Here is a 26,072-nt window from a genome sequence, read left to right as displayed (position 1 = left end):
CGGCATCCCGCCTCGGCAAGGGCGTGGGCGGATGCGCGTAGGTCGTGGGCTGGTCGTGGTAGTGCTGGCAGGCGCGGTGGTGGTGACATCTCTCGGCCACCCCTCCGCCGAGGCCGAGGTCGGACAGGGAGCCGCCGCGCCACAGCGTGTGCCGGCGGTCCAGGACGCCGCCGGCGTCCGGCTGAGCGATGATCCCGAGGAGGCGGCCGCGCTCACGGCCGCCCGGCGCGGCGGGAAGCCGGTCGAGGTGGAGGCCCTGCGGTCGGAGACGCGGCAGGTGACCGCCCGGCCCGACGGCACCCTCGTCCTGGAGCAGCACGCCCGGCCGGTGCGCGTGCGCCAGGACGGCCGATGGGTGGCCGTGGACGCGACGCTCACCCAGCGGCCCGACGGGTCGATCGCCCCCGTCGCCACGGCCGTCGGCCTCAGCTTCTCCGGCGGCGGCCCCGGGCCGCTGGCGCGGATGAACCGCGGCGGCAAGAGACTGGAGCTCGGCTGGCGCGGCCCGCTGCCGAAGCCGGCGCTGGACGGCGACACCGCCGTCTACCCCGAGGTGCTGCCCGGCGTGGACCTCCGGGTGCGCGCCGACGTGGACGGCTTCTCCCACGTCCTGGTGGTCAAGACCCGTGAGGCCGCCGCGAACCCCGCCCTGTCGGAGCTGACCTACCCGATCTCGACCACCGCCCTGACCATGAAGTCCGACAAGGCGGGCAACCTGGAAGCCGTCGACCGTGACGGCGGCACCGTCTTCACCGCGTCCACCCCGCTGATGTGGGACTCCTCCGGCGGTTCGGACGCCCGGACGCTCAAGGCCGGGCAGGCCGCGCCTCCCGCGGACGCCTCGCCCCCCGCGGACGCCTCGTCGCCCGCCGACGGCCGCAACACGGCGATGGGCGTGCGGCTCGACGGCCGGACCATGGTGCTCAAGCCCGACCGCGACATGATGGAGGACCCGGACACCACGTTCCCCGTCTACCTCGACCCGTTCTTCTCGGCGGCGCGCGGCTCGTGGACGTCCGTCTGGAGCAACAACCCCAACTCCAACTTCCTCAACGCCAACGACGTCGCCCGGGCCGGCCACGTCTCCGGGCAGACCAACCGGTCGTTCTTCACGATGAACACCGGCGCCACCATCCACGGCAAGCAGATCATCAAGGCCACGCTGCGGACCTACGAGACGTGGTCCTACTCCTGCACCAAGCGGCCGGTCGAGGCGTGGTCGACGAACCCCATCAGCAAGAGCACCACCTGGAACAAGCAGCCCACCTGGGTGAAACACCTGTCCACGGTGAACGTCGCCAAGGGCTGGGGCTCGGCCTGCCTGCCCGGCGGGGTGGAGTTCGACGTCACCAGCCAGGCCGTCGACGCCGCCGCCAAGAACTGGCCCACCATGACGATCGGGCTGCGCGCCTCGAACGAGAAGGACAACTACGGCTGGAAGAAGTTCAAGAACAACCCCAGCCTGGTCATCGAGTACAACTCGCTGCCCGCCGCCCCCGTGGCCGCCGACGTGTGGGCCGACCCGGGCGGCTCGTGTTTGGCGGGCGACCAGCGTCCGGTCATCGCCACGCCCCGGCCGGCCCTCGGCGCGCGGCTGCGCGACGCCGACAACGCGGTCCGCGGCCGGTTCGAGTGGTGGAACAGCGCCGGCGCCAAGGTCGGCGAGTGGCTGACACCCGTGCAGAGCAACGGCAGCGCCTTCTCCGCGACCGTCCCGGCGGGCGCCTTCGCCGACGGCGCCCTGATCCGGTGGCGGGTGCGCGCCGAGGACGGCAAGGCCAACAGCGCGTGGAGCCCCTGGTGCGAGGCGAGCGTCGACGCCTCCGCCCCCGGCAAGGAGCCGGTCGTCACCTCGGCCGAGTACGGCGAGACCGGCTGGAACGACGGCCTCGGCCGGACCGGCTCGTTCACCTTCGCCCCCAACGGCGTCACCGACGTCACCGGATACCTGTACGGGCTCGACAGCGCACCGAAGACCGAGGTCGCCGCCCAGGCGGACGGCACCGCCACGATCCGGCTCACGCCCCGCCACGACGGCCCGAACGTCCTGTCGGTGCGCAGCAGGGACCGCGCCGGGCACCAGGGGCCCATCCGCAGCTACGTCTTCAACGTCAACTCCGGCACGCCGCCCGACGGCCACTGGACCCTCGACGACGGCCAGGGCGGCGTGGGCACCGACCACGGCGGCGACCGGCAGGTCACCCTGCACGGCGCCGCCGCCTGGACCGCCGGCCGCACCGGCCAGGCCCTGCGGCTGGACGGCGCGGGGGCGCACGCCGCCACCACGGAGCCCGCGGTGCGCACCGACCGGAACTTCACCGTCTCCGCCTGGGTGCGGCTGGGCGCCGCGACCGCCGACGTCACCGCGGTCGGCCAGGACGGCGTCCGCGCCGCCGGCTTCGCCCTGCAGTACGCCAAGGCCGACAACCGCTGGGTGCTGTCGCGGCCCACCGCGGACGCCGACGGGGCGACGGCCGTACGCGCCGTGTCCACCAGTGCCCCGAGATCCGGCGAGTGGACCCACCTGACCGGCGTGTACGACGCGGCGGCGGGGGAGCTGACCCTGTACGTCAACGGCCGCCCGGAGGCGACGGTCCCGTACACCCAGCCGTGGGACGCGACCGGCCCCTTCACGATCGGCCGGTCCAAGGCCGGCGGGGCCTCCGCCGGGTTCTGGCCGGGCGACGTGGACGACGTGCGCGTCTACGGCCGCGCCATGTTCGGCGACGAGGTGGCGGACCTGGTCAACAGCGCCGCCACCCTGGTCGGCCACTGGAAGCTGGACGAGGAGACGGGCACCGCCGCGGCCGACTCCTCCGGCAAGGGCACCCCCGCGGCCGTCGCGGGCGGCGCCTCGTGGAGCGAGGGCTGGCTGGACGGCGCCCTCGCCCTCGACGGCGCCACCGGCCACGCGCAGACCGGCTCGCCGGCGGTCAACACCAAGTCCGGATTCACGGTGGCCCTGTGGACGCAGCTCGACTACCTCCCGGGCCGCGACGCCACCGCCGTCTCCCAGACGGGCAGCCGGGCGGCCGGGTTCCAGCTCGGTTACGACAAGGCTCAGACCAGGTGGGTGCTGGGCATGGCCGCGGCCGACACCGACACCGCAGCCGTGGTCCGCACCCGCTCCGACGCGGTCCCCGTGCCGATGGAGTGGACCCACCTGGCCGGGGTCTACGACGCGGTGCGCGGTGAGCTGCGCGTGTACGTCAACGGCAGGCTCTCCGAGACCACCGTCACCAGCCACGCCAGCGCGTGGAACGCCACCGGCCCGCTGCACCTGGGCCGTACCAAGAACGCCGGTGTCCTCACCGGTCACTGGCCGGGCACCGTCGACGACGTCCGCACCTACGACGGTGTCCTCAGCGCCGAGCAGATCTCTCAGCTCGCCGCCCAGTAAGGAACCCCCACCCCCCAGAGATTGGGTCGATCGATGGAGCAGCCCTCCGAGTTAGATCTCCCGGACACCTACTGGAATCGTTTACAGGGAGCCGTGCGCGAGTCGCCGTGGCCCCGCCGGCTGGCCGTCGCGCTGGCCGTCGTGGTGGTGGCGCCCCTCGCCCCGGTCCCACCGGCCGCCGCCGCGCCGCGCCCGGCCCCGGCCGTGCAGAAGGAACCCCCGGTACGCGGCAAGAAGGTCCCCGTCCTGGCCAGACAGGCCGACCCGGCACAGAAGCTGGCGTGGCAGGCGCCACCGGGGGTGACCTGGCCGAAGGCCCGCACGGCAGAGCTCGGCGGCGACGCCGCGCAGGCCCGCACCCTCGACGCCGACTTCCCCGTCCGGCTGGCCCACCCGAAGGGCGTGGCGAAACAGGAGGCCGCGAAACAGGACACGGCAGAGGACAAGGCAGGGGACAAGGCAGGGGACAAGGCGGCGGCCGACCCCGCCCCCGTCCGCGTCGAGCTGCTCGATCCCGCCCAGGTGCAGCAGGCCGGGGTGTTCGGCATCGCGATGCGGGTGTCCCCCGGCCAGGGCGTCGCGGCGAGGAGCGGCGGCAGAACGAGCGTCGAGGTCGACTACTCAGGCTTCCGGCACGCGTTCGGCGGCGACTACGGCGCCCGGCTGCGCATGGTCAAGCTGCCCGACTGCGCGCTGACCGGCGCGGCGGACTGCCCGCAGCCCGAGCCCGTCACCTCGCGCAACGACGCCGAAGCCGGCACGGTGACGGCCGAGGTCGAGACCTCCGGCCTGTACGCGCTGCAGGCCGCGGCCTCCGGGCCGACGGGCGACCACGCGGCCACCCCGCTCGCCCCCTCGGCGAGCTGGAGCGTCGGCACCCAGTCGGGTGACTTCACCTGGAGCCAGGAGCTGCGCACCCCGCCCGCGCTGGGCGGCGAGGAACCGGAGCTGGCGCTCGGCTACTCCTCGCAGAGCGTGGACGGCCGGACCGCCTCCACCAACAACCAGCCGTCCTGGGCCGGCGAGGGCTTCGACCTCAGCCCCGGCGGCTACATCGAGCGCCGCTACAAGGCGTGCATGCTGGACGGCAAGAAGACCGGCGACCTGTGCTGGGACCACGAGAACGCCACCCTGTCCCTGGGCGGCTCCGCCGTCGAGCTGATCAAGGACGCCACGACGAAGCAGTGGCGGCCCAAGCACGACGACGGCACCCGCATCGAATACCTCAAGGGAGCCGTCAACGGCGACAACGACGGCGAGTACTGGCGGGTCACCTCCGACGACGGCACCCAGCACACCTTCGGCCTGAACCGCCTGCCCGGGTGGGTGACCGGCAAGGCCGAGACCCGGTCCACCTGGACGGTGCCGGTGTTCGGCAACAACAGCGGCGAGCCCTGCTACAACAGCGACCGGACCAAGGCCTGGTGCCAGCAGGCCTACCGCTGGAACCTCGACCTGGTGGTGGACCCGCACGGCAACGCCACCACCTACTGGTACGGCGTCGAGAAGAACTTCTACGGCCGGGACTCCAAGCCCGAGCAGGGCACCGAGTACGTGCGCGGCGGATATCTCGCCCGTATCGACTACGGCTACCTGCAGGGTGAGCTGTTCGCCCGGACGCCCGCGGCCCGCGTGGTGTTCGACGTGGCCGAGCGGTGCGTGCCCGGCGGCGCCGTCACCTGCGCGGCGGACCAGCTCAAGAAGGAGACGGCGAGCCACTGGCCCGACGTGCCCTTCGACCAGGTCTGCAACGCGGGGGAGAAGTGCACCAACCGCCTGTCGCCGACGTTCTTCACCCGCAAGCGGCTGGCGAAGGTCACCACGCAGATCGTCAACACCGACCCGGCGAAGTGCTCCGGCCAGCCGTACTGCGCGGTGGACTCCTGGACCCTGTCGCACTCCTTCCCGGCGACGGGTGACGGGCTCAGCCCCTCGCTCTGGCTCCAGTCGATCCAGCAGACCGGCCACGTCGGCGGCACCCTGTCGCTGCCGAAGGTCACCTTCACCGGCGTCCAACTGCCCAACCGGGTGGACGCCAACGAGGGCCGCGCGCCGCTGGTGAAGTGGCGGGTCCAGACCGTGGGCAACGGCTCAGGCGGTGAGATCCGCGTCAACTACGCCCCGGCCGACTGCAAGCCGGGCGACGTGCCGGCCGCCGACCGCAACCAGCGGCTGTGCTTCCCGCAGCGGTGGGCGCCCGTGAACGAGGGCGAGGTCACCGACTGGTTCCACAAGTACGTGGTCAAGCAGACCGTGGAGGTGGACCGGGTCGCCGGATCGCCGCCGGTGGTGACCGACTACGAGTACCTGGACGGCGCCGCCTGGCGCTACGCCGAGAACGTCCTCGTCAAGCCCGAGCACCGCACCTGGTCCGACTGGCGCGGCTTCGGCCGGGTCCGCGTCCGCGAGGGCGACGGGCAGGACGGCAAGCGGGAGCTGACGGAGTTCAGGTTCTTCCGCGGCATGCACGGCGACCGCCTGGCCGACGGGTCCAAGCGCAGCGTGCAGGTCGTGGACAGCGAGGGCGGCAAGCTCGACGACCACGACCACCTGGCCGGCTTCGAGCGTGAGGAGATCCTCTACAACGGCGACGGCGGACCGGTCGTCACGGCGACGCTGGAGGCGCCGTGGTCGCGCAAGACCGCGGAGTCCACCCAGGGCGGCGTCACCAAGACGGCGCACATCGTCGAACCCAAGTCCATGGTCACCCGGACCGCCCTGGAGGGCGGCGCCTGGCAGCGCACCGGCGAGGAACGCGCCTACGACGAGTACGGCGCGCTCACCCAGGTCGAGGAGAAGGGCGACCTGTCCACCGCCGACGACGACCAGTGCACCCGCTACACCTACGTCCGCAACGGCGCCGCGTGGCTGCTGGACTTCACCAGCCGGGTCCAGAAGGTCGCCACCGGCTGCGGCACCGGGCTGGCCAAGCTGGCCGCCGACGACGTGATCTCCGACGAGCGCACGCAGTACGACGGCAGGCCGTACGGGCAGGCGCCGGTCAAGGGTGACGTCACCACGGTGCAGGAGGCGACCGGCGACGGCGCCACCCTCACCGACTCGGTTCGCACGTACGACGCCTACGGGCGCATGACGAGCGAGACCGACGCCGCGGGCACCAAGGTCACCACGACCTACAGCCCGGCGGCGGGCGCCCCGGCGGTGGAGGTCAAGGAGGTCAACCCGCTCGGCCACGAGGAGCGCACGTTCCTCGAACCGGCCTGGGGGGAGCCGATCGCCGAGATCGACGCCAACGGCAAGCGCACCGACATGGAGTACGACGCGCTGGGCCGGCTGACCAAGGTGTGGCAGAGCGACCGGAGCAAGGCGGCCGGCCAGTCGCCCAGCACCGAGTACTCCTACCTGACCCGTGACGACGGCCCCGGCGTCGTCACCAGCAGGACGCTGCGGGCCGACGGCGGCTACGTCGTCAGCCACGACCTGTTCGACGGCCTGATGCGGCCCCGCCAGACGCAGGAGCCCGCGCCGCACGACGACCAGGCGCAGGACCCCGCGCTGCGTGACGGGCGCACCATCACCGACACCTTCTACAACTCCGTCGGCGAGGTGACCAAGCGCAACGGCGGCTACTTCAGCCCAGGGCAGCCGTCCACCGAGTTGCTCGGCGTGGCCGACACCGACGTGCCCAGCCAGGTGGCGGTCGTCTACGACGGCACCGGTGAGGTCACCGCCCAGGTCCTCAAGGCCAAGGGCGCCGAGAAGTGGCGGGTCACCACCGCGCACAAGGGCGACCGGGTGCACATCACCGCGCCGCCCGGCGGCTTCGCCACCACCCGCATCGCCGACGCCGAGGACCGCCTCGTCGAGCTGCGGCAGTACAAGGCGGCCACCCCCACCGGCGAGTACGAGTCCACCAAGTACACCTACGACCAGGCCGGCCGGCTGTCCACGGTGACCGACCACGCGGGCAACGTGTGGCGCTACCACTACGACGCGCGCGGCCGGGAGATCAGGACGGAGGACCCGGACAAGGGCGTCACCACCTTCACCTACAACGATGCCGACGAGATCGTCACCACCACCGACGCCCGGGGCAAGACGCTGGCCTACGTCTACGACGCGCTGGGCCGCAAGACCGAGATGCGGGAGGGGTCCGTCACCGGCCCGCTGCTCGCCGAGTGGAAGTACGACCAGCTCGCCAAGGGACACCAGCACGCCAGCATCCGGTACGTGGCCGGCCAGGCGTACAAGGCCGAGATCAACGCGATCGACGCCGACTACCGCACGCTGCGGCAGACCGTCACCGTCCCCGCCCGGGAGGGCAAGCTCGCCGGCTCGTACGTGCTCAACACCCGCTACACCGTGGACGGCCAGGTCCAGTCGGTCAGCTTCCCGGCCGGCGGCGGGCTGGCGGAGGAGTCGGTCGTCTACACCTACGACGGGCTCAGCCAGCCGACCAAGGTCACGGGCCTGTCCCCGTACGTCACCGCGACCCGCTACTCCAAGATGGGTGAGACGCTCCAGCACGAGCTGAGCACGGGCGGCAAGAAGACCTGGCTCACCTACACCCACGACGAGGTCACCCGCCGGCTGGTCCGGACCCGGCTCGACCGGGACGGCGCGCCGGCGACGGACCTGGACCTCAACTACACCTACGACGCCGCCGGCAACATCACCAAGATCGCCGACACACCGGGTGGCCAGGCCCGCGACACCCAGTGCTTCACCTACGACCACCTGCGCCGCCTCACCTCGGCGTGGACGGCCACCGACGACTGCGCGAGCGGCACGCCGCAGTCCGACAAGATCGGCGGCGTGGCCCCGTACGCGGTCAGCTACGGCTACGACCCCACCGGCAACCGGACGAAGGAGACCCGGCACGCGTTCGGCGGGCGGCAGGAGACCGTCCGCGACTACACCTATCCCAAGGCCGGCGAGAAGCAGCCGCACGCCCTGCTGTCCGCCGGGGCCGACACGTTCGCCTACGACGAGGCCGGCAACACGATCCGCCGCAAGATCGGCACCGCCGACCAGGCCCTCGTCTGGGACGCCGAAGGCAACCTGGCGTCGGTGACCGAGGCGGGCAAGACCACCTCGTTCCTGTACGACGCCGACGGTGAGCGGCTGCTGCGCAGGACGCCGGTGGACACCACCCTCTACATCGACGACATGGAACTGCGGCTCGACCACGCCAAGGACGCGGTCGAGGCCACCCGCTACTACACCATGGGCGAGCAGCCGGTGGCGGTCCGCACCCACGACGACCAGGTGTACTTCCTGGCCGCCGACCACCAGGGCACGGCGCAGGCCGCGGTCAAGGCCGCGACCGGCGACCTCGCCGTCCGCAGGTCCATGCCGTTCGGTGAGGACCGCGGCTCGCCACCGGAGTGGTGGCCGGGCCAGCGCGGGTTCGTCGGCGGCACGAAGGACCCGACCGGGCTCGTCCACCTGGGCGCACGCGAGTACGACCCGCGGCACGGGCGCTTCCTGTCGGTCGACCCCGTCATCGACGAGGTGGACCCGCAGCAGCTCAACGGCTACGCCTACGCCGGCAACAGCCCGGTCACGATGAGCGACGCGGACGGGCAGCTCGTCTGGTTCGTCGTCGGCATCGCGGCGCGGATCGCGGCGCGGGCCATCGCCAGGAAGCTGGCCCAGGCGGCGGCCAGGCGGGCGCTCATCGCGCAGGCCAGGCGGCGGGCCATCGCGGCGATGAAGAGGCGGATGGCCGAACTGGCCAAGCGGCGCAAGGCCGCCGCGGAGCGCAGGCGCCTCGCCGCGGAGGCCAAGCGCAAGGCCCAGAACCTGGCCAAGCGGAAGAAGGCGGCGGAGGCCAGGAAGAAGGCGGAGGAGGCCAAGCGCAAGGCAGCGGCCAAGGCCCGCGAGCGCCGGGCCGCCAAGCTGCACCGCCAGCGGGCCCGCCAGGCGATGAAGAACAGGGCGCGGCTGCGGCTGCAGGGCCGGCGGGTGAGCCGGCCACCGGCCCGCTACCAGCGGCAGCGGCCCGCCCAACGGCCCACGAGCCACCGGTCGAACCAGCGGCAGTCACCACCGAAGGCGACCCGCGCACCGGTCCGGAACGGTCAGGTGTACAACCTCAACGGCCAGGTCCAGCAGACCAGGTCGGTCACCGTGTACCGCAACGGACGGATGTACCCCGACGGGCACCCGCCGCCCAGCCCGGTGCAGCCCAACGGGGCGGGGCACGTCCAGATGCAGAGGTACAAGCCGTGGGAAGTGGAGCCACCGCAGCGCAAGCTGGGGGCGGCGGCCGAGACGGGCGCCCGGGTCACGCGATGGATCGACCAGGCCGACGGGCTGGGCGACTTCTTCGGCTTCTTCTTCTGACCCTCCAACCCGTCAACCCGTCAACCCTTCCGATCCTCCGGCCCGATCCTTGTCCCCCTTCGAGCCCTGACCCTTCGATCCTCTGACCCTGCGACTCTCTGACCGTTCGTCTGGGACGGCGGCCCGGGCCGCCGTCCCACCCGGAGACCGGTGTGGGCCTTCCCGGCCGCGCCGGTCTCCGGCTTTCCACCACCCGGCGGCTTGGCATCCGGGGGTGACCCCTCCATAGAATGTTGTTCGGTTCCAGACGGAGGAGGCAGCGTGGGCGCGTTCGATCTCAGCGGGAAGAAGGCTCTGGTCACCGGGGCGTCGAAGGGGATCGGGCGGGCCATCGCGCTCGCCTATGCCCGGGCAGGGGCCGACGTGGCGCTCACGTCCCGCTCCGCCGAGTCCCTGGCCGAGGTGGCCAAGGAGGTGGAGGCCGTCGGCCGGCAGGCCGTCGTCGTCCCCGCCGACCTCACCGACCGTGACGCCGCCGCCGGCGCCGTCCGTGACGCGATCGGCGGGCTCGGCCACCTCGACATCGTGGTGAACAACGCGGGCGGGTCGAACTTCATGGTCGAGTTCAAGGACCTGAGACTGTCCGGCTGGGACAAGCTGATGCGGCTGAATCTCGACTCCGCCATGGTGGTCTGTCACGAGGCCGCCCCCCACCTGCTCGACCGGGGCGCCGGCTCGGTGATCAACATCGCGTCCGTGGCGGCGCTCGGTGCGCCGTTCCTGGCCCCGTACGCGGCGGCCAAGGCCGCCCTGGTGGCGCTGACCAGGACTCTCGCCGTGGAGTGGGCGCGGGCCGGGGTTCGCGTCAACGCCCTGTGCCCCGGCTGGACCGCCACCGACCTCAACCGCAACCTGTGGGAGGACGAGGCGGCCAGCAAGGCGACGCTCACCGGCGTGCCCATGCAGCGCTGGGGCACCCCGGAGGAGATGGCGAACCCGGCCGTCTTCCTGGCCAGCGAGGCGTCGGCCTACATGACCGGACAGGTCATGTTCATCGACGGCGGCCAGACCGCCATCGCCGCCGGCTGACCCCTCCGTGGAGGCCGAACGCCCGTAGTGGACGTCTTTATGGGGGTATATCGGTATACGCGTGGAGTGATTGTCGGGCCGAACCGGTCTACCGTGTGATCGTGCAGCTCTACACGAGATCAGCCGGGACCGGACTCCCGGTCGTACTGCTTCACGCGTTCCCGCTCTCGTCCGCCATGTGGCTGGCCCAGCGCGAAGGGCTGTCCCCGCTGTGCCGGGTGATCACGCCCGACCTGCGCGGCTTCGGCGGCTCGCGGCTGGGCGACGACGAGCCGTCCCTCGACCTCATGGCCGACGACGTCGCTAGGCTGCTCGACGCCGAGGGCATCGACCGAGCCGTGATCGGCGGCCTGTCGATGGGCGGCTACGTGACGATGGCGTTCTGCCGCCGCCACCCCGACCGCGTCCAGGGCGTGCTCCTCGCCGACACCAAGGCGGGTCCCGACCCGCAGCCCGCCCGCGACAACCGCGAGCGCATCGCGCGGGCCGTGCTGGCACAGGGCTGTGACGTCCTGCTGACCGACGTGCTGCCCGCGCTCATCGGGCCGACGACCAAGGAGCGCAGGGCCATGGTGCTCGGCCGGGTCAAGGGCCTGGTCCAGTCGGCGCCGGCCGGCGCGGTGGCCTGGGCGCAGCGGGCGATGGCGGCCCGGCCCGACTCGTCCGAGACACTGGCCGGACTCAAGGTGCCGCTGCTCGTCATCGTGGGCGAGGAGGACGAGCTGGCGACCCCGGCCGACGCCGAGGCGATGGCACGGGCCGTGCCCGAGGGCAGGCTGGAGGTCATCCCGAAGGCCGGTCATCTCAGCGCGGTCGAGCAGCCGGAGGCGTTCAACGCCGCGGTGGCGGAGTGGCTCAGGACAGAGCTTGGCGAGGCAGCACCACCTCGCGGATGATCAGCGAGATGGCGGCCGCGACCGGAATGGCCAGCAGGGCGCCCACGATGCCGAGCAGCGCACCCCCGAACAGGGCGGCGATGACGGTCACCGCAGGCGTCACGTCCACCGAGCGCTTCATGACGCGCGGGTAGATCAGGTAGTTCTCCACCTGCTGGTAGACGACGAAGAAGATCGCGCAGGCGAGGCCCATGGGCAGCGACTGCAACGCCACCACCGCGCTCACCAGCACCGCGCCGATCGTCGCGCCGACCAGCGGGATGAGGTCCGTCAGGGCGACCACGAGGGCCAGCGCCAGCGCGTACCTCACGCCCAGGATCGACAGGAAGATCCAGCTCACCACCCCCGCGATGACCGAGATCAGCACGTTGCCCGCCACGTATCCGCCGATGCCGGAGAGGATCTCCTCGGCGATCGCGCCGGTCCGCTCCCGGCGGGAGGCCGGGACGAGCTTGAGCAGATACGCCTTGATCGTGTGCAGCGAGCCGAGGAAGTAGAGCATCAGCACGAGGAGCGTCACCGTGGTGAACAACCCGTCGAGCACCACCAGCCCCGCGCCGACCACCCCGGACGCCAGCGACGGCCCGAGCGTGCCGGTGACGAACGAGGCCAGCTTCGGCAGGATCTGATACTCGGCGTCGAGCTGACGCAGCGTCGGATGCCGGCTCAGTTCGGTCACATAGCCGGGCACCGCCGCGACGAAGTCGGCGACCTGCTGGCTCAGCGGCGGCACCACGGCCAGCCCGAACAGCGCGAACGCCACGATCACCCCGGCGAACACGATCGAGATGGCCCAGCGCCGGCCCAGTCCGCGCCGCTGCAGCGCCTCCACGGCCGGGTTGAGCCCCACGGCCAGGAACATCGCCACCACCACCAGGATGATCGTGCTCAACGAGGCGACGACCATCTGCGCGATCGCGATCGCCGTCAGCACCCCGAGCCCGCCGACCAGCCCGAACAGGAACGGCCCACGCGCCAGCGGCTTGCCGGGCAGCCCGTACGGCTGCGCCTCGCCCACGCCCCGGCCGCCCGCGGCGGCCCGCGTCCCGCCGCCTGTCCCGCCGCCCGTGCCGCCGCCCGCGGCGGCATGCGCCCGGCCGCCCGCCCGGCTGCCCGGACGGTCGCCGGGCTCGTCCGCCGGCTCGGAGACGCCACCGGGGGAGGCGGCCGCGTCGTCCTGGGCGGTGGAGGTCACGTCTGCGGACACGGGCGCTCCTGCAAGCTCGGGGGCCTACGCCGCCGGGACCGTCGGGGCCCGGCAACAGAAAGAGAGCCTAGCGACCATCAGGTCGCCAGGCTCTCCTCAGCCGTCACTCAGCCCCCGTGCCGTGGGCTACTCCTGCCACCACTCCGCGTCGTCGTCCGCCTTGGCCTCCTGCTTGGCGGGCGCGGGCGCGGCGGGCTTCTCGCTCGCCGGCGCCGCGAGCGCCGGCTTCGGCGGGGCCGCGGTCACCGCGGGCTCGGGCTCCATGCCCGGCAGAGCGGCGCCACCGAGGAGCTGCCGCAGCTGCGCCAGGTGGCTGGTGATGCTGTCGCGCTGGCGGGTGAGCTCGTCGACCTGACGCTGCATCGCCGTACGGGTGCGCTCGGCCTCGTTCTTCGCCTCGGTGACGATCGTCTCGGCGCTGGACTTGGCCTCGGAGACGATCGTCTCCGAGCTCTTGCGGGCGTTGGCGACCAGCTGCTTGGCGTGCAGGTCGGCCTCGCGGCGGGTCTGCTCGGCCTGCTGGGTGGCCTTCGTGGCCCGGGACTCGGCCGTGGCGGCGCGCTGCTCGGCCTCGGCGACCAGCTTCTGGGTGGCCGCCTGCGCGGTGGCGTGGCGCTCTGCCTCCTGGCGCTCCGCCTCCTCACGCCGCGACGCGAGCTGGATCTCGAACTCCGCCTCGTCCTGCGCCCGCTTGGCCTCGGACTCCTCCAGCACCCGCTGCGCCTGCGCCCGCATCTCGTCGGCCTGGCGCTTGGCGGTGGTCAGCACCTCGTCGCGCTCACGCTTGGTCGAGGCGCGCAGCTGCGCCACCTCGCGCTCGGTGGTCGTGCGCAGCTTGGCGATCTCGCGCTCCGCGTCGGCCCGCTTCTCGGCCACCTCGTGGTCGGCGGTGGCCCGCAGCTTGGCGACCTCGCGCTCGGTGGTGCTGGTCAGCTCGTCGGCCTCGCGGCGGGCGGTCGAGCGGATCTCGTCGGCCTCGCGCTCGGCGGTGGTCCGCATCTCGTCGCTCTCGCGGGTGGCCTGCGCGCGCTTCTCGGCGGCCTCGGCCTCCGCGGCGGCGCGCAGGTCGGCGGCCTCCACCTTGGCGGCCGCCTTGATCTCGTTGGCCTCGGACCGGGCGGCCTGGACGAGCTCCGTGGCCTGCTCCTCGGCCAGCCGCAGCAACTGCTCGATGCGGGCGCCGAGACCTGAGTAGGTCGGGCGCTCCTGCTCCTGCAACTGCCGCTGGGAGTCGGACAGATCGCGCTGCAGGGAGCTGACCTGCTCGCGGGCCTGACGCAGATCGGCGTCGAGTTGCTTCAGATGGTCGTGGACCTGATGACGGTCATAACCGCGAAGCACCACGTCGAATTCGCGTGCGGGGGCGTCCTCGAAGAAGTTGTTGAGTTGTGCGTCGATGTCGGACTGCATGGAGGCTCGATCCTGGGTTGTCGAGACGGCTACACGGGGCCGGACGGGGGGTTCGGGGCAGCCGAGCCAGGAGCCTGTGCCTCGCGGCAGGCTCCCATGTCCGGTGGAAAGCCAGCGTACTCCGCCGGTGCCGACTCTGAAGCCCCGTCCAAGTTTCTGCACGACTAGTTACATATGAACGAATTTTGCGTTTGCTAGGGCCTGGGCGCCTGCACCAGCTCCGTGAGCATTCCTCCCACGTCCTTGGGATGCAGAAACGCGATCTGCGATCCCATGGAGCCGTGCCGGGGCCGTTCGTCGAGCAACCGCACGCCTTTTCCGCCGATGTCCGCCATCGCCTGCGCCACGTCCGGGACGCCGAAGGCCACGTGGTGCACGCCCTCGCCGCGTCTGGCCAGGAACCTGCCCACGGGCGAGTCGGGGGACAGCGGTTCGAGCAGCTGGATGTAGGAGCCGCCGCCCTCGCCGTCGGCGATGTGCAGCATGGCCTCCTTGACGCCCTGCTCCTCGTTCACCTCGCGCGCGACCACGGTCAGGTCGAACGTCGAGGAGAACAGCGCGATCTTCTCCTCCAGGTCGTGGCACGCGATCCCGATGTGGTCGATGCGCATGAACATGTGTGGCCCACCTCCATAGCCAACGCCTGTCTACCCGTGGGTATGGTGTCAAAGAACCTCACGCCCGCACAGGAGGCCGCATGTCTGGTTCCGTCATCGTCGCCGGAGCACGCACGCCGATCGGCAAGCTGCTGGGCTCCCTGTCCGGCCTGTCCGCCGTCGAACTGGGCGGCCTCGCCATCAAGGCCGCCCTGGAGCGCGCCGGCGTCCGACCCGAGGACGTCGAGTACGTGATCATGGGGCAGGTGCTCCAGGCCGGCGCCGGCCAGATCCCGTCCCGCCAGGCGGCCGTCAGGGCCGGCATCCCGATGACCGTGCCGTCGATCACGATCAACAAGGTCTGCCTGTCGGGTCTCGACGCCATCGCCCTGGCCGACCAGCTCATCCGCGCGGGCGAGTTCGACGTCGTGGTGGCCGGCGGCATGGAGTCGATGACCAACGCGCCGCACCTGCTGCCGGGCCTGCGCAAGGGCGTCAAGTACGGCGGCTCCGAGGTGGTCGACTCGATGGCGCACGACGGCCTGTTCTGCGCGTTCGACCAGTGCGCGATGGGAGAGTCCACCGAACGCCACAACACCCGCCTCGGCATCGGGCGCGAGGAGCAGGACTCCCTGTCGGCCCGCTCCCACCAGCTCGCCGCCGCCGCCACCAAGAACGGCGTCTTCGAGGACGAGATCGTGCCCGTCGAGATCCCGCAGCGGCGCGGCGAGCCGGTCGTCGTCAAGGAGGACGAGGGCGTGCGCGGCGACACCACCGTCGACACGCTGGCCAGGCTGCGGCCCGCGTTCGCGGCCGACGGCACCATCACGGCCGGGTCCGCCTCGCAGATCTCCGACGGCGCCTGCGCGGTGGTCGTCATGTCCAAGGTCAAGGCCGAGGAGCTGGGCCTGCCGTGGCTGGCCGAGATCGGCAGGCACGGCAACGTCGCCGGCCCCGACGCCTCCCTGCAGTCGCAGCCGGCCAACGCCATCAAGCAGGCGCTGCTCAAGCAGGGCCTGACCACCGGTGACCTCGACCTGATCGAGATCAACGAGGCGTTCGCGAGCGTGGTGCTGCAGTCGGCGAAGGAGCTCGACGTGCCGCTCGACAAGGTGAACGTCAACGGCGGCGGCATCGCGCTCGGCCACCCCATCGGCGCCTCCGGCGCCCGCCTCGTGCTCACCCTCGCCCACGAGCTCCGCCGCCGCGGCGGCGGCTGGGGCGCCGCCGGCCTGTGCGGCGGCGGCGGCCAGGGCGACGCCCTCCTCCTCCGCGTCCCGACCGAGACCGAGGCCTGACACGCCGGCCCGCCGTCATCCGGTCAGCGGGCGTCCTTCTGGAGGCCCTCGGCTCCGTACGGCGGGCGGCGCCTGCCCGGCCGTGCCGTGAGCCGGGCGTCCGTCACGGCGAGTCGCTGAGCTGGACGGTCACCTTGGTGAAGCCGAGCGACTTCAGCAGGCCCTCCAGCATGGCCTTGGTGTTGGCGTCGGCCCGGGAGCGCAGGTCGCTGGACGTGGCGGCCTCGGCGATCTTCTTCTCCGCCAGCACGTACAGCTCCCTCTGATCGGCCGGCGAGGACGACAGGAAGTCCGACGCCCGGTCGATCAGCCCGCGCTGCTGCGCGAAGACGTAGGAGCGCCGGTTGTCCAGGTTGGGCTTCTCCAGTTGCGCCCGAGGCAGGCGGATGGTCGCCTCGGTGCGTTCGGCGTTGACCGTCACGGCGCCGGCCGCCAGCTTCGAGAAGTCCACGTAGGCGTCCACGCTGCCCGCGCCGACGAACAGCGTGCGGCTGCCCTTGACGGCGTCGGGCAGGAAGGCGGCGTCCTTCTCCAGGTCCACCACGACCTGGAAGCTCCCCGTGGCCGCCTCGAACCTGCTCAAATCCTTGATCGACTGCAGCAGCACCGGCTGGCTGCGGTCGATGGTCCGCTCGGCCGTCGGGTCGAGCCACGTCCAGGCCAGCCGGCCGCCGACCACGAGCAACACCGCCAGCACGAGGAGGCCGGCGACATATCGCCACCTGCGGCGCCGCCCCGGGGTGACCGGGGAGGGCGCCGTACGGGAAGTCGTCATAGAGTGGTGCCTACCCGACCGGGGATGATCATTGCCAGCGTTTTGGTGACATGTCCGGTCCCCGACCTGGCGACGACGTGTCGCCCGGCCCCGGATAGACCGGATAGACCTGCTGCGTCGTGGACGTCGTCGCCGCCACGGGAGCCGAGCCCGGAGCCGCACCGGGCATCACACCGGGCACCGTGCCGGCCGGTGAGCCGGCCGGGAAGCCGACCGGAGAGCCGACCGGGCCGGCGGGCGGGCCCGGGGCAGGGCCGCCGGCCGGGCCGCCGCCGAAGTGACTGCTCGACAGCCCGCACGACTGGAAGTCGCTGAAGAACATGCGCAGCCACTCACGCCGCTGGTGCTCGCTCAATCCCGAGAACCAGGCGGCGGCGTACTGGTGCTCCGGCAGCGGCCCGCCGGGCAGCGGTTCGCCGCGCAGCCAGGCCATCACGATCTCCCGGTAGCCGTCGGCTGGAGCGCCGGCGCAGCTCGCCGCCAGCGACTCGACGTACTCGTAGGACGCCTGGTCGGCGAAGCCCGCCGACAGGTCGCGCACGTGGATCGGCGCCAGTCCGGCGGACGGTCGCAGCTCGTCGTCCAGCGGCCGCTGTTCCACCCGCGTGAAGGCGGCCGGCGTGCCGGCCAGCCGGGAGGCGATCTTCGTGAACGACGCCCCCACCTCGGTCAGCCCGGCGCGCATGCCGGGATGCAGGCAGACCGTGATCGGCCACTCCTGGCAGGCGTAGGCGATGTCCTGCGCCGCGGCCGGCTTCGGCTCGGCCAGCAGCCGCGCCACCCCGGCCCCCGCGGCCAGCACGGCCAGCAGCGCGAACGCCAGCACCAGCGCCTGCCGGGTGACCATCGCCGTCCAGCCCAGCAGCAGCGCCGTGGTGACGCCGAGCAGCCAGACGATCTGGTCGAGGAACGCCGCGCCGCTCAACCCCTGGAACAGGTCGTACGGCTCGCCCGTGCCGGGCGCCAGCCGGTCGGCCCAGCCCTCGCCGTCGGCGAGCCAGGTGAACAGCCCGTAGCAGCCGAGCCCCGCCAGCGGCGGGGTGACCGCCCTGGGCGCGAGCCAGCCCGCGACCCAGCCGATCACCGAGTAGAGGGCCAGCCCGGCCATGCCCACCCCCAGACCGGGCAGGCTCAGCCGCCCCGACTGCTCGGTGAGCACCGTCTTGACGGCCAGCACCAGCACCGTCGCGCCGAACGAGCCCAGCACCACCACCACGATGGCCAGCGGCGCCTTGAGCGCGCGCCAGGCGCTCAACGGCCGGCCGCGCAGCGCCCTGCGCTTGCGCAGGGCGACCCACGCGGCGAAGGCGGCGGCCACGGGCCCCGTCAGGCGGAGCGAGCCGATGACCGCGGCCACGATGTTCTCCCAGGCGTCCACGCCCGGTATCAGGACGCTCCACGCCGCGACCAGGCCGAGCGCCAGCAGCACGGCGACCGTCACGGCCGCGCTCTGCTTCAGCTCTTCGCGTGAAACGCCCGCGTGCTCACGCACGCGACTTCCCGTTGACATGCATCAAGCACCCCCGTGCCCCCTTGGCGACGCGGAACGACAGAAAGCCCGGGCAGGTCCCCACCGCCGGTGGACTTGGGGTTCGCGTCACCATTCGATGCGAGAACCATAACGGAGCGTGATGATTGACGTCCGCATTCTTGGCCAAGCAGTGAATCTGATCGCTCAGAGTAACCTGGCGAAACCGGACGAGCGGCGCGCTACCGTAGCGCTGTGTCTCAGCCGAAGCCGCTCAATCTGCCGTTCGACCCCATCGAACGCGCCGCGCAGACCTGGCGTGTTCACTTCGGACCCTCTTCCGCGATGGCCGCCGTCACCTCGATCATGAGAGCGCACCAGATCCTGCTGTCGCAACTGGACGCGCTCCTGAAGCCGTACGACTTGACCTTCGCCAGGTACGAGGCGCTGGTGCTGTTGACCTTCAGCAGAACCGGTTCGCTGCCGCTGTGGAAGATCGGCGAACGCCTCATGGTGCACCCGACCAGCGTCACCAACACCGTCGACCGGCTGGAGAGATCAGGGCTGGTCAGCCGGATGCGCAACCCCCGCGACGGGCGGGGCGTGCTCGCGGAGATCACCGACGCGGGCCGCGACGTGGTGCGGCGGGCCACGGACGACCTGATGGCCGCCGACTTCGGGCTCGGCATGTACGGCGAGGACGACCTGCGGCAGATGTTCGGCCAGCTCCGCACGCTCAGGGTGGCGGCGGGCGACTTCGCCGGCGACTGGGACGTCCCCTCTTCCGACGACGACGACGCCGCAGGCGACCGGGACGGCGCGGCGGGCGACCGGGACGGCGCGGCGGGCCCCCGGATTCACTGAGGGCTTAGTGGCATGGGGGCGGGCCCGTGACCTCGGTGGCGTACCCGTCTCCCGGCATGCGGCAAGATGAAGAACATGGCGGACTTCTCACGGCCCGGGTCGCTCTACGGAGCGATCGATCTGGGCGCGCGTAAGCAGGCTCTGGAGGCGCAGGCCCGGCGCGAGACCGCGGGGCCGCAGGCGGCGGCCGCGGTGGTCGAGGTGACCGAGGAGACGTTCACGAGCGACGTCGTCGACCGGTCGATGACCGTGCCCGTGGTGCTCGACCTGTGGTCGCCGCGCGCTCCGGGCAGCGCCCAGCTCAGCCCCGTTCTGGAGAAGGTCGTCGGCGACCTGGGCGGCCGGGCCGTCCTGGCCCGGGTCAACGTGGACGCCAGCCCGCAGATCGCCCAGGCGCTGCGGGTGCAGGCGGTGCCGACCGTGCTGGCGATCTTCCAGGGTCAGGCCGTCACCGGCTTCCAGCAGGTGCTGCCGGAGCAGGAGGTGCGCCGCTGGCTCGACGAGCTGATGGGCGCGGTCGAGCAGTTCTACCAGGCCAATCCGGCTGCCAGGCCGCAGGAGGCCGCGGAGCAGGAAGGGCCCGCCGGGCCGCCGGCCGACCCCGATCTGGTGGCGGCCGAGCAGGCCATCGACAAGGGTGACCTCGACGCCGCCGCGGCCGCCTACGAGCGGCTGCTCGCCCGCTCGCCGGGCGACGAGGACGCAAAGATGGGCCTCGCGGGCGTCAACCTCATCAAGCGCACCGAAGGCGTCGATCCGGCCGACGTGGAGCGCCGGCTGGCCGACCCCGCCGACCTCGACGCCCAACTGCTCGCGGCCGACCTGCAGCTGCTGTCGGGCGCCGTCGACGAGGCGTTCGAGCGGGTCGTCGCCGTGGTCAAGCGCACCTCGGGCGACGAGCGCGACAAGGCCAGGCGTCATCTGCTCGGCCTGTTCGACACGCTGCCGGGCGACGACCCGTCCCTGGCCAAGGCGCGTAGGGCGCTGGCGAGCGCGCTGTTCTAACCTGGGAGCATGCGGGTCGTCACGATCTCGGCGACGTACGGCACGGCCGGCAGCCACATCGGCCCGGCCGTGGCCGCACACCTCGGTGTGCCGTTCGTCGACCGGGCGATCCCCAGCGCCGTCTCCCAGGAGCTCGGCTGCACGCTGGAGGAGGCGCTGGCGCACGACGACCGGGCCGAGCACGGCCTCGGCAGGCTGCTGTCCAGCGCGCTGCGGCTGCCGACGGTCACCTTCGGCGGGGTGGACATGTACGTTCCCGGCGCGATGCCGCTGCCGCCGGAGGAGTTCGTCCGCCGCACCGAACGCATCCTGCAGGAGACGGCCCGCACGCAGGGCGGCGTCTTCCTGGGCCGGGCCGGCGCAGTCGTGCTCGCCGACCATCCCGGCGCCCTGCACGTCCGGCTCGACGCGCCGCTGCAGCGCAGGGTGCGGCAGACCGCCACGTTCGCCGAGCTGAGCGAGCGGGAGGCCCGCAAGGTCATCGAGGAGTCCGACCGCGCCCGCGCCGCCTACGTGCGCCACTTCTACCGGGTCGACCCGGCCGACCCGCGGCTCTACCACCTCGTGCTCGACAGCACCACCGTTCCCGTGCCGACCTGCGTGGACCTCATCGTCACGGCGGCTGAGGCACTGGACTGACCCGGCGCCCCCTACCATAAGAGGACTTCCTGGTCAGCCCCCGAAGGAGCGATTGACGTGGCGACCGTCCCGAGTGTGTCGTACTCCATCACCGTGCGGCTGGAGGTGCCGGCCGGAGGCAAGGCCGTCAGCCAGCTCACCCACGCCGTAGAGACGGCAGGGGGTGTGGTCACCGCCCTCGACGTCACCAACGCGGGCCACGAGAAGCTGCGCATCGACGTCACCTGCGCGGCCAGGGACACCGACCACGCCCAGGCGATCGTCGACCAGTTGGAGGCGGTCGAGGGCGTCGTCATCCACAAGGTCTCCGACCGGACCTTCCTCATGCACCTCGGCGGCAAGATCGAGATGGTGTCGAAGGTGCCGCTGCGCAACCGTGACGAGCTGTCCATGGCCTACACGCCGGGTGTGGCGCGCGTGTCGATGGCGATCGCCCGCAACAAGGAGGACGCGCGCCGGCTGACGATCAAGCGCAACACGGTCGCCGTCGTCACCGACGGCTCGGCCGTGCTCGGCCTGGGCAACATCGGGCCGGAGGCCGCGCTGCCGGTGATGGAGGGCAAGGCCGCGCTGTTCAAACGCTTCGCGGGCATCGACGCCTGGCCCATCTGCCTCGACACGCAGGACGTCGACGAGATCGTCCGCACCGTCCAGCTCCTCGCTCCCGGCTTCGGCGGCATCAACCTGGAGGACATCTCGGCGCCGCGCTGCTTCGAGGTGGAGCGCCGGCTGCGTGAGCTGCTCGACATCCCGGTCTTCCACGACGACCAGCACGGCACCGCCATCTGCGTGCTCGCCGCGCTCACCAACGCGCTGCGTGTGGTCGGCAAGCCCATCGAGAACGTGAAGATCACCATGGCGGGCGCGGGCGCGGCCGGCAACGCCGTGCTGCGGCTGCTGCTGGCCGCGGGCGCCCGCAACGTCGTGGTCTGCGACTACCTCGGCGCCGTGCACAAGGGGCGCGACGACCTCGACGAGTCGCTGCGCTGGATCGCCGACCACACCAACGCCGAGGGCTACTCGGGCGACCTGCGTGGCGCGGTCAAGGGCGCCGACGTGTTCGTGGGCGTCTCGGCGCCGGGCATCCTGTCGGGCGACGACATCGCCACGATGGCGCCCGACGCGGTGGTGTTCGCGCTGGCCAACCCCGAGCCCGAGGTCTCACCCGACGACGCCCGCGAGCACGCGGCCGTGGTGGCCACCGGCCGTTCCGACTACCCCAACCAGATCAACAACGTGCTGGCGTTCCCGGGCGTCTTCCGCGGCCTGCTCGACGCCCAGGCGACGGAGGTCTCGCAGGAGATGCTGCTGGCCGCCGCCGGCGCCCTGGCCGCCGTCGTCACGCCGGAGGAGCTCGGCCCCAACTACATCATCCCGAGCGTGTTCCACCCCGACGTCGCCACCGCGGTCGCCGCCGCCGTCCGCGAGTCCGCCGGCGGTCGCGCGCGCGGCTTCACCGAGGCGTAGTTCTCCGGCCATCCGTCACGGCACGGCCGGGCGGGCCGCCACCCGCCGCACGGGGCTGAGGGCCTCCAGGAAGACGCCCGCTGACCGGGCGGTGGCGGGCCGCTGTCACGCCGTCCGCTGGGCCGTGCCTTCCGTGTGCTGGGCCGTGCCTTCCGTGGAACAGCTCCGGTACCGGTGGCGGCGCCGGAGTCGTTCCGAGGGGAGGGTGGGGCGAGTCAGCGGTGGGGCCGGATGAAGGCGGCGGCGAGTGTCAGCGCGGCGTTGACCAGGACCGCCACCGTCACACCCACCAGCACGGTGTCCGTGTCCAGGCCGGCCGTCGCGCCGGCGCCCGCTGCCGTGCCCATGGCGGCCGTGGCGACGGCGCTCATGAGCGGGATGCCCATCGTGATGCCGACCTGCTGGGTCATGGTGGCGATCCCGGTGGCGAGCCCCTGCTCGGAGTCGGGCAGCCCGGAGGTGGCCGTCACCATGAAGGCCACGATCGCCACCATGTTGCCCACGCCGCCCACGAACGTGGCCGCCAGCAGGAGCCCGATCCAGCCCGGTTCGGGGCCGAGGAGCGCCAGGGACGCCGTGGCCGCGGCCTGGAGGACGAAGCCGGCCGTCAGCGCCCGGCCCGTGCCCATCCGGGCCAGCACCCGGGGCGCGGCGACGCCGCCGAGCACCGTTCCGAGCCCCAGCACCCCGAAAGCCAGCCCGGTCGCCAGCGCCGTGTAGCCGAGGACCTTCTGCAGGTAGAGGGTCATGAGGAAGACCAGCGACGTCTCCGTCGCGAAGGCCACCAGCCCGGCCAGGTTGCCCCACTTCACACTGGGCCGGGCCAGCACCCGCAGCGGCACCAGCGGCGACTCCGCCCGCCGTTCCACGGCCGCGAACACCGCGAACAGCACCGCTGACGCGGCCAGCGCCCCGAGCCCGACCGGGTCTGCGAAGCCGTGCTCTCCCGCCCGGCTGAGCCCGAACACCAGCGCCAGCAGCCCCGCGGTCACGGTCACCGCGCCCGGCACGTCCATCCTCGGCCGGTGCGCCGGCCGGCTCTCGGCGAGCACCACCGGGGCGGCGGCGAGGACGGCCAGCGCCACCGGCACGTTCACGAAGAAGGCCCACCGCCAGCTCAGCAGGTCGGTCAGCAGGCCGCCGAGGACCGCGCCGGAGGTGAATCCGGCCGACATCAGCGCGCCGTTCAGTCCGAGCGCCCGCGCCCGCAGCGGCCCCTCCTCGAACGACGTGGTGAGCAGCGACAGCCCGGCGGGTGTCACGACGGCGGTGGCCAGCCCCTGGGCGACCCGCGCGGCCAGCAGCAGGGACGGTGAGTCCGCCAGCCCGCCCGCCAGGGAGGACAGGCCGAGCAGCGCCATCCCGCCCAGGAACAGCCTGCGCCGGCCGAACAGGTCCGCGACCCGGCCCGCGAGCAGGGTGAACCCGGCGGCGGTCAGGGCGAACGCGGTCGCCACCCATTGCAGGTCAGCCAGCGCGAACCCGAGGCCGGCCCCGATCACGGGTAGGGCGACGTTCAGGATGGAGAAGTCGACGGCGAGCATGAACTGGGAGCCCAGCAGCAGCACGAGGACCAGTCGTTGCCGTCCGGTCATCCGCGCGGGGGCGCGCTCTGCGATCGTGGTCACGTCACAGACTCCTTAATGGGTCAGAAGTTCCTTTAAGATGGGAGTGACGGTAACACACGGAGGAGTGCTAATGGAACACGAGTCCCGTTTGGCTGGCATGGCGCGACCGGGAGGACGGACGGCCCGGGTGCGCGCGGCCGTGCTGGCGGCGACCCAGGACGAGCTGGCGGCGTGCGGGTTCCACCGCCTGTCCATGGACCAGGTGGCGGCCCGGGCGGGCGTGGGCAAGACGACCGTCTACCGGCGCTGGGGGAGCCCGGCCGGGCTGGTGGCCGACCTCATGAACGAGCTGGCCGACCAGTCCTCCCCGCATGCGGACACGGGTTCCGTCGAGGGCGACCTGCTGGCCAACGCCGCGGGCGTGCTGGCCGCCGTGACCGACCCTCGCCTGGGCGCCACGCTCCAGGCCGTCATCGCGGCCGCCACCTGCGACGACGGCGCCGCGGACGCGCTGCGCTCCTTCTACGGCCGACGCGTGCGGGAATGGGCGAAGGTCGTGGACCGGGCGGTGGAGCGCGGGGAACTGCCCGCGGGCACCGACGGCGAGGAGGTGATCAGGGCGGTCTCCGCCCCGCTCTACTACCGGTTGCTGGTCACGCGCGAACCGGTGGACGCCGCCGTCGCCCAGCGGGCCGCGCTGCGCACCCTCGCCGCCGCCCGAGCCGGCGCCTTCGTGGACGGACGGTGATCGGACAGGGACGGGGCGGTCGCGCACCGTGACATCGCCGGACCGGGGGAGCGAGACGGGCGGTTGACCCCTCATCATGGAGGTATGGCGGAAGCGATCTACGTCGGCGGTTTGCTGGTGGCCACACCGCTGCTCGACGACCCCAACTTCCGGCGTAGCGTCGTGCTGGTCCTCGAACACGACAGCGAGAGCGGCACCCTGGGCGTGGTGCTCAACCGCCCGAGCGAGATCTCGGTCACCCAGGTGCTGCCGGTGTGGGACCCCCTGGTGACCGGGCCCTCCGTGCTGTTCCAGGGCGGGCCCGTGCAGACCGACAGCGCGCTTGCCCTCGCCGCCGTGCCGAGCGGGGAGGAGCCGCTGGGCTGGCGCAGGCTACACGCGGGCACGCCGGCGGTTTCCCGGCTCGGCACCGTCGACCTGGACGCGCCGCCGGAGATCCTGCAGGACGAGATCTCGCAGATGCGGATCTTCGCCGGTTACGCGGGCTGGACGGCCGGACAACTGGAAAGCGAGATCGCCGAGGGCGCGTGGTACGTCGTCGACTCGGAGGCAGGCGACACCTTCCACGCCGACCCGGGTTCGCTCTGGCGGCACGTGCTGCGGCGGCAGCGCGGTGAGCTGGCGTTCGTGGCCAACTGCCCCGACGACCCGAGCATGAACTGACCGCGCGCGGCCCGGCCCGGCTGCGCGAGGCGGACCGGCTGCGCGAGGCGGACCGGCTGCACTAGCGGTGCAGATCCGAGCGGAGCAGGCTGTGGGCCAGGCCGATCGTCTCCTCCAGGCGTGCGGCGATCTCCCGGATGTCCTCCACGGCGGGTTTCGGGCACTCGAAGCCGACCCGCATCGTGGACATCGCGAACGCCACGATGAGGTGGCAGAACCGGTCGGTCTCCGGGTCGGCGCCCCTGCGCGCGGCGATCTCGGCGACCAGCCGGCGCTCGGTGGCGGCGCCTCTGGCGACCGAGAGGCCCACCAGGTGCGGGTGCTCGTCGAAAAGGCGGCGCAGTTTGAGGAATCTCGCGGTGTCCTCGGGTGTTGAGGACTCCATGTCGCTGAGCATCGCGCGCAACCCGTGCATCAGCGAGGTGAACGCGGGCTCGTCCGCCGGGCGGGATTTCAGGGCGGCGAGCATGATCTCCTCGCCGTGGTCGTGAAACCACAGCGCGAGGTGGTCCTTGCCGGCGAAGTAGCGGAAGAAGGTTCGCGGGGAGATCTCGACCGACCCCGCGATCTGCTCCACGGTGGTCGAGTCGTACCCTTGTTCGAGGAAGAGGTCGAGCGCGGCGTCGAGGATCGCCAGCCGCGTCTTTTCCTTCTTGGCTTCCCGTAGACCCACAGACGTCACTCCCTCGCAAGCTGCCTGTCACAGTATGTCAGAAGTCACAGTCTGACT

General features: G+C 72.2%; 18 protein-coding genes. 11 read left to right on the top strand and 7 right to left on the bottom strand.

Features of this window, described 5'->3' with window-relative positions; translation table 11 throughout:
- Positions 1-31: 31 nt before the first annotated feature.
- The 4 genes from ACGF0J_RS31560 to ACGF0J_RS31545 all read left to right on the top strand — a co-directional run bounded on the left by ACGF0J_RS31560 (position 32) and on the right by ACGF0J_RS31545 (position 11,634).
- On the top strand, positions 32-3,400 hold the full coding sequence (locus ACGF0J_RS31560; RefSeq protein WP_393151673.1) for a LamG-like jellyroll fold domain-containing protein: 3,369 nt from the start codon (positions 32-34) through the stop codon (positions 3,398-3,400).
- A 93-nt stretch (positions 3,401-3,493) separates the two neighbouring features.
- The gene (locus ACGF0J_RS31555; RefSeq protein WP_393151671.1) at positions 3,494-9,709 is read left to right on the top strand and encodes an RHS repeat-associated core domain-containing protein; all 6,216 of its coding nucleotides are present in this window, start codon (positions 3,494-3,496) and stop codon (positions 9,707-9,709) included.
- Between the two features lie 261 nt (positions 9,710-9,970).
- Positions 9,971-10,738: an SDR family NAD(P)-dependent oxidoreductase gene (locus ACGF0J_RS31550; protein WP_393151669.1), complete on the top strand. Its 768-nt coding sequence runs from the start codon at positions 9,971-9,973 to the stop codon at positions 10,736-10,738.
- A gap of 101 nt (positions 10,739-10,839) precedes the next feature.
- Positions 10,840-11,634 (top strand): alpha/beta fold hydrolase, encoded by a 795-nt coding sequence (locus ACGF0J_RS31545; protein ID WP_393151667.1) that lies wholly within the window; start codon positions 10,840-10,842, stop codon positions 11,632-11,634.
- Here ACGF0J_RS31545 and ACGF0J_RS31540 read toward each other — a convergent pair.
- The 3 genes from ACGF0J_RS31540 to mce all read right to left on the bottom strand — a co-directional run bounded on the left by ACGF0J_RS31540 (position 11,594) and on the right by mce (position 14,868).
- Entirely contained in the window at positions 11,594-12,841 is a 1,248-nt protein-coding gene (locus ACGF0J_RS31540) for an AI-2E family transporter (protein ID WP_393151665.1), read from the bottom strand. The two genes, ACGF0J_RS31545 and ACGF0J_RS31540, sit on opposite strands and share 41 nt — an antisense overlap.
- 126 nt (positions 12,842-12,967) lie before the next feature.
- Entirely contained in the window at positions 12,968-14,251 is a 1,284-nt protein-coding gene (locus tag ACGF0J_RS31535; protein WP_393151663.1) for a DivIVA domain-containing protein, read from the bottom strand.
- Between the two features lie 194 nt (positions 14,252-14,445).
- Positions 14,446-14,868 carry a methylmalonyl-CoA epimerase gene (gene mce, locus ACGF0J_RS31530; RefSeq protein ID WP_393151661.1) on the bottom strand — a complete coding sequence of 141 codons (423 nt, stop codon included), beginning with the start codon at positions 14,866-14,868 and terminating at the stop codon, positions 14,446-14,448.
- Positions 14,869-14,948: 80 nt separating this feature from the next.
- Between mce and ACGF0J_RS31525 the strand changes: the two genes are divergently transcribed.
- A complete protein-coding gene (locus ACGF0J_RS31525) occupies positions 14,949-16,145 on the top strand; it encodes an acetyl-CoA C-acetyltransferase (RefSeq protein WP_393151659.1) in 1,197 nt (398 codons plus the stop codon).
- A 103-nt stretch (positions 16,146-16,248) separates the two neighbouring features.
- On the opposite strand, the gene ACGF0J_RS31520 is transcribed toward ACGF0J_RS31525, so the two are convergent.
- Both ACGF0J_RS31520 and ACGF0J_RS31515 read right to left on the bottom strand, forming a co-directional pair.
- The gene (locus ACGF0J_RS31520) at positions 16,249-16,920 is read right to left on the bottom strand and encodes a DUF4230 domain-containing protein (protein WP_393151657.1); all 672 of its coding nucleotides are present in this window, start codon (positions 16,918-16,920) and stop codon (positions 16,249-16,251) included.
- 28 nt (positions 16,921-16,948) lie between these two features.
- Entirely contained in the window at positions 16,949-18,412 is a 1,464-nt protein-coding gene (locus ACGF0J_RS31515) for a hypothetical protein (RefSeq protein WP_393151655.1), read from the bottom strand.
- Positions 18,413-18,643: 231 nt separating this feature from the next.
- On the opposite strand from ACGF0J_RS31515, the gene ACGF0J_RS31510 reads away from it, so the two are divergent.
- The 4 genes from ACGF0J_RS31510 (at position 18,644) to ACGF0J_RS31495 (ending at position 22,363) form a co-directional block, all read left to right on the top strand.
- A complete protein-coding gene (locus ACGF0J_RS31510) occupies positions 18,644-19,252 on the top strand; it encodes a MarR family winged helix-turn-helix transcriptional regulator (RefSeq protein ID WP_393151653.1) in 609 nt (202 codons plus the stop codon).
- Positions 19,253-19,327: 75 nt separating this feature from the next.
- Positions 19,328-20,257, top strand: a complete 930-nt coding sequence (locus ACGF0J_RS31505) for a tetratricopeptide repeat protein (protein WP_393151651.1) — start codon at positions 19,328-19,330, stop codon at positions 20,255-20,257.
- 9 nt (positions 20,258-20,266) lie between these two features.
- Entirely contained in the window at positions 20,267-20,896 is a 630-nt protein-coding gene (locus tag ACGF0J_RS31500) for an AAA family ATPase (RefSeq protein WP_393151649.1), read from the top strand.
- Positions 20,897-20,953: 57 nt separating this feature from the next.
- The gene (locus ACGF0J_RS31495) at positions 20,954-22,363 is read left to right on the top strand and encodes an NAD-dependent malic enzyme (protein ID WP_393151647.1); all 1,410 of its coding nucleotides are present in this window, start codon (positions 20,954-20,956) and stop codon (positions 22,361-22,363) included.
- Positions 22,364-22,578: 215 nt separating this feature from the next.
- Here ACGF0J_RS31495 and ACGF0J_RS31490 read toward each other — a convergent pair whose 3' ends face one another.
- A complete protein-coding gene (locus ACGF0J_RS31490) occupies positions 22,579-23,991 on the bottom strand; it encodes an MFS transporter (protein ID WP_393151645.1) in 1,413 nt (470 codons plus the stop codon).
- Positions 23,992-24,088: 97 nt separating this feature from the next.
- Between ACGF0J_RS31490 and ACGF0J_RS31485 the strand changes: the two genes are divergently transcribed.
- Both ACGF0J_RS31485 and ACGF0J_RS31480 read left to right on the top strand, forming a co-directional pair.
- Positions 24,089-24,679, top strand: a complete 591-nt coding sequence (locus tag ACGF0J_RS31485) for a TetR/AcrR family transcriptional regulator (protein WP_393151643.1) — start codon at positions 24,089-24,091, stop codon at positions 24,677-24,679.
- A gap of 84 nt (positions 24,680-24,763) precedes the next feature.
- Complete coding sequence (locus ACGF0J_RS31480; RefSeq protein ID WP_393151641.1) at positions 24,764-25,342, top strand: YqgE/AlgH family protein; 579 nt, start codon at positions 24,764-24,766, stop codon at positions 25,340-25,342.
- A gap of 61 nt (positions 25,343-25,403) precedes the next feature.
- Here ACGF0J_RS31480 and ACGF0J_RS31475 read toward each other — a convergent pair whose 3' ends face one another.
- Complete coding sequence (locus ACGF0J_RS31475; protein ID WP_393151639.1) at positions 25,404-26,015, bottom strand: TetR family transcriptional regulator; 612 nt, start codon at positions 26,013-26,015, stop codon at positions 25,404-25,406.
- Positions 26,016-26,072: the final 57 nt, after the last annotated feature.

The organism is Nonomuraea sp. NPDC047897 (assembly GCF_043204415.1).
In the GTDB taxonomy this organism is placed as follows: Bacteria; Actinomycetota; Actinomycetes; order Streptosporangiales; family Streptosporangiaceae; genus Nonomuraea.
The sequence above is the reverse complement of the archived record's forward strand: the minus strand, read 5'-3'. Positions and strand labels throughout refer to the sequence as shown.